This is a genomic window from Albidovulum sp., assembly GCF_049646345.1.
In the GTDB taxonomy this organism is placed as follows: domain Bacteria; phylum Pseudomonadota; class Alphaproteobacteria; order Rhodobacterales; family Rhodobacteraceae; genus Albidovulum.
Genome location: NZ_JBARVQ010000408.1, coordinates 1 through 3,724, shown reverse-complemented (window position 1 = coordinate 3,724; position 3,724 = coordinate 1). Strand labels below are relative to the sequence as shown.

4 protein-coding genes are annotated in these 3,724 nt (G+C 61.7%); all 4 read left to right on the top strand.

What is annotated here, in order from left to right:
* Positions 1–219, top strand: a 219-nt coding sequence (locus WBB85_RS10065) for an S-adenosylmethionine:tRNA ribosyltransferase-isomerase (protein ID WP_432638484.1), incomplete at its 5' end; no start/stop codon positions are given.
* A 55-nt stretch (positions 220–274) separates the two neighbouring features.
* The gene (locus WBB85_RS10060; protein WP_432638483.1) at positions 275–1,555 is read left to right on the top strand and encodes an MFS transporter; all 1,281 of its coding nucleotides are present in this window, start codon (positions 275–277) and stop codon (positions 1,553–1,555) included.
* 75 nt (positions 1,556–1,630) lie between these two features.
* Positions 1,631–2,209 carry a DUF924 family protein gene (locus WBB85_RS10055; protein ID WP_432638482.1) on the top strand — a complete coding sequence of 193 codons (579 nt, stop codon included), beginning with the start codon at positions 1,631–1,633 and terminating at the stop codon, positions 2,207–2,209.
* A 101-nt stretch (positions 2,210–2,310) separates the two neighbouring features.
* Positions 2,311–3,720 (top strand): dihydrolipoyl dehydrogenase, encoded by a 1,410-nt coding sequence (gene lpdA / locus WBB85_RS10050; protein WP_432638481.1) that lies wholly within the window; start codon positions 2,311–2,313, stop codon positions 3,718–3,720.
* Positions 3,721–3,724: the final 4 nt, after the last annotated feature.

The following is a 3,724-nucleotide window of genomic DNA, read 5'->3' as shown; positions in this document are numbered from 1 at the left end:
GGCTATGCGTTTCGGGTGACGGACGGGTTGATGACCAATTTCCACCTGCCGAAATCGACGCTTCTGATGCTGGTCTCGGCCCTGATGGGCAAGGATCGCATGCGGCGCGTCTACGATCACGCGATCGCGTCCGGTTACCGCTTTTTTTCCTATGGCGATGCCTCGCTTCTTTTGCCTGTACGGCGTAATCCGGTGACACCCGGTCGCGCCGGGACGTGAAATCAATCACCAACCGGCGTAACCCGCCGTGCAATCCTTTTGAAAGACCGTTCCGATGCTGACTGTTATGCGCACATCCTGGCCCCTGCTTCTGGGCATGATGCTTTTGATGATCGGCAACGGTGTGCAAGGCACGCTTTTGGGGATCAGGGGCGCGATCGAGGGCTTTTCGACCACCGAAATGTCGGTCGTCATGTCAGCCTATTTCCTCGGCTTCCTCTTTGGCAGCCGGATGACGCCGGGCATGATCCGCTCGGTCGGCCATGTGCGGGTTTTCGCGGCACTCGGGTCGATGATTTCGGCGGTACTGGTGGCTTATGCGGCGGCACCCGACTGGATCGCCTGGGCGCTGATGCGGGTTCTGATCGGCTTTTCCTTCTCGGGGGTCTACATCACCGCCGAAAGCTGGCTGAACAACGCCTCGACGAATGAGACGCGGGGGCAGGCGCTGTCGCTATACATGATCATGCAGATGATCGGCATCGTCGCGGCGCAGGCCCTGCTGAACGTCGGCGATCCTTCGGGATACCTGCTTTTCGTCATCCCGTCGGTTCTCGTTTCCATCGCCTTCACGCCGATCCTGCTGACGGCGAGCCCGGCACCCGCCTTTGAACTGACGAAACCGCTCAGCTTCCTGAAACTCTATCAGACCTCCCCCTTGGGCTGTGTCGGGATATTCCTGCTGGGCGGGGTCTTTTCGGCACAGTTCGGTATGGCCTCGGTCTGGGGGGCGAATGTCGGGCTGTCGGTCAAGGAGTTGTCGATCTTCGTCGCCTCGATCTATGTCGGCGGGCTGATCCTGCAATACCCGATCGGCTGGCTGTCGGACCGGATGGACCGGCGGATGCTGGTCCTTGGCCTTGCGGCCTTCGGTGCGGTGGGCACGATCATCCCGGTGCTGATGGAGGCGAATTTCCACCTGCTCGTCTTCGTCGGTGCGCTGATGGGCGGGGTGTCGAACCCGCTTTATTCGCTGCTGGTCGCCTATACCAATGACTTTCTCGAAAGCGCCGACATGCCTGCGGCCTCGGCCGGGCTGATCTTCATCAACGGCGTCGGTGCCATCGGTGGCCCGCTGCTGACCGGTTGGATCATGGCGGTCTTCGGGCCATCGGGCTTTTTCCTTTTCATCGCGGTCCTCTTCGCACTGATGGCGGGTTACGCCGCATGGCGGATGACGCGCCGTGCGGCCCCGACAACCGAGCAGACCGGGTCCTACATGGCGCTCTCGCCCACGGCGGGTCTCGTCGCGGTCGAGGCAGCAGCGGAAATGGCGGCCGAAGCACAGGATGAGGCGGCCGCCCTCGCCGAGGATGAGGCCGGAAAACCCGACTGACATGGTTCTGCTGGCATTCCGGCGCGCTTCCTGCAAGTCTTGGGGTATCCATTCCCAGAATGCGGGGGGCGCATCATGTCGGAACCTGACGCTGTCATTGATTTCTGGCTGCACGAGATCGGGCCGAAAGGCTGGTATGTCGCATCCGATGATGTGGACGCGGAGATCCGTGCCCGGTTCGGTGCTGAATGGCAGGCCGCCCATGCCGGAGAGCGCGAATTCTGGTGCAATGGTCCGCGCGGCACGCTGGCCTATCTGATCCTGACCGACCAGTTTTCGCGTAACCTGTTCCGGGGGCGGCCCGAGGCTTTCGCCACCGATGCAAGCGCCCTTGCTGCGGCGTCAATGGCCATCGACAAGGGCTATGACCTGCAAATCGCCGAGCCTGAGCGGGTGTTCTTCTACATGCCGTTCGAGCATTCCGAGGATATGGCCGACCAGAACCGCTCGGTCGATCTGGTGGAGCGCTGCCTGCCCGAGACGAAGAGTGGTTATCTGGTTCATGCCGAGGCGCATCGCGAGATCATCCGCCGTTTCAGGCGTTTCCCGTTCCGCAATGCGGCTTTGGGGCGCAAATCAAGCGCCGAGGAAGAAGAGTTCCTCAGGGATGGCGGCTATGGTGCCATCGTGCGGGCGCTTGAAAAACAGGGCTGAGTGCAGCCATGCGCTGGGCGCAAGCGGCCACGGCGCTGGTCGCATTGTGTGGATCTGAAAAGTAGTTTAGCATCAAACTACTTTTTCCGAGGGAGGATGAGATGGCGGCCAAGAGTTTCGACATGATCGTGATCGGCGCGGGACCGGGCGGCTATGTCGCCGCGATCCGGGGCGCGCAGCTGGGTCTGAACGTCGCGATTGTCGAGCGGGAACATATGGGCGGCATCTGCCTCAACTGGGGTTGCATCCCGACAAAGGCGCTTCTGCGCTCGGCCGAGGTCTTCCACCTTATGCACCGCGCGAAGGAATTCGGGCTGAAGGCCGACGGCATCGGCTATGACCTTGACGCGGTCGTGCAACGCTCACGTGGTGTGGCCAAGCAGCTTTCCGGCGGCATCGGCCATCTGATGAAGAAGAACAAGATCACCACCTTCATGGGCGCGGCGACTTTGCCGAAGAAGGGAACTGTATCGGTGAAGACCGACAAGGGGACCGAGGAGCTGACGGCGAAATCCATCGTGCTGGCGACCGGTGCGCGCGCCCGCGAATTGCCGGGGCTGGAGGCGGATGGCGATCTGGTCTGGACCTACAAACATGCGCTGATGCCGAAACGGATGCCGAAGAAGCTGCTGGTCATCGGTTCCGGTGCCATCGGCATCGAATTCGCCTCGTTCTTCAACACACTCGGCGCGGACACGACCGTGGTCGAGGTGATGGACCGGGTCCTGCCGGTTGAAGACGCCGAGATATCGGCCTTCGCCAAGAAGGCCTTCGTCAAGCAGGGCATGAAGATCATGGAGAAGAGCACGGTCAAGAAGCTCGACCGCGTGCCTGACGGGAAGGGCGGGGGCAAGGTCACCGCCCATATCGAGGCGGGCGGCAAGACCGAAACGATGGAGTTTGACACGGTCATCTCCGCCGTCGGCATCGTCGGCAATGTCGAAAACCTCGGGCTGGAGGCGCTGGGTGTAAAGATCGACCGCACCCATGTGGTGACGGATGAACACTGCCGGACGGGTGTCGAGGGGCTTTATGCCATCGGCGATATCGCCGGCGCGCCCTGGCTGGCGCATAAGGCGAGCCATGAAGGCGTCATGGTCGCTGAACTGATCGCCGGCAAGCATCCGCATCCGATCAAGCCGAACTCGATCGCAGGCTGCACCTATTGCCATCCGCAGGTAGCCAGCGTCGGTCTGACCGAGGCGAAGGCGAAAGAGGCGGGGCACGACGTCAAGGTCGGCCGCTTCCCCTTCATCGGCAATGGCAAGGCGATTGCATTGGGTGAACAGGAAGGCATGATCAAGACCGTGTTCGACGCCAGGACCGGGGAACTTCTGGGGGCCCATATGGTCGGTGCGGAAGTGACCGAACTCATCCAGGGTTACGTTGTCGGCCGCACGCTTGAGACCACCGAAGGCGAGTTGATGGAAACCGTCTTCCCGCATCCGACGCTGAGCGAAATGATGCATGAGGCCGTGCTCGACGCCTATGGCCGCGCGATCCATATCTGACCGG

Excerpts from the sequence above, each read along its gene's own strand:
- WBB85_RS10055 (WP_432638482.1), top strand. The coding sequence starts at position 1,631 with ATGTCGGAACCTGACGCTGTCATTGATTTCTGGCTGCACGAGATCGGG.
- WBB85_RS10060 (WP_432638483.1), top strand. The coding sequence starts at position 275 with ATGCTGACTGTTATGCGCACATCCTGGCCCCTGCTTCTGGGCATGATG.
- lpdA (WP_432638481.1), top strand. The coding sequence starts at position 2,311 with ATGGCGGCCAAGAGTTTCGACATGATCGTGATCGGCGCGGGACCGGGC.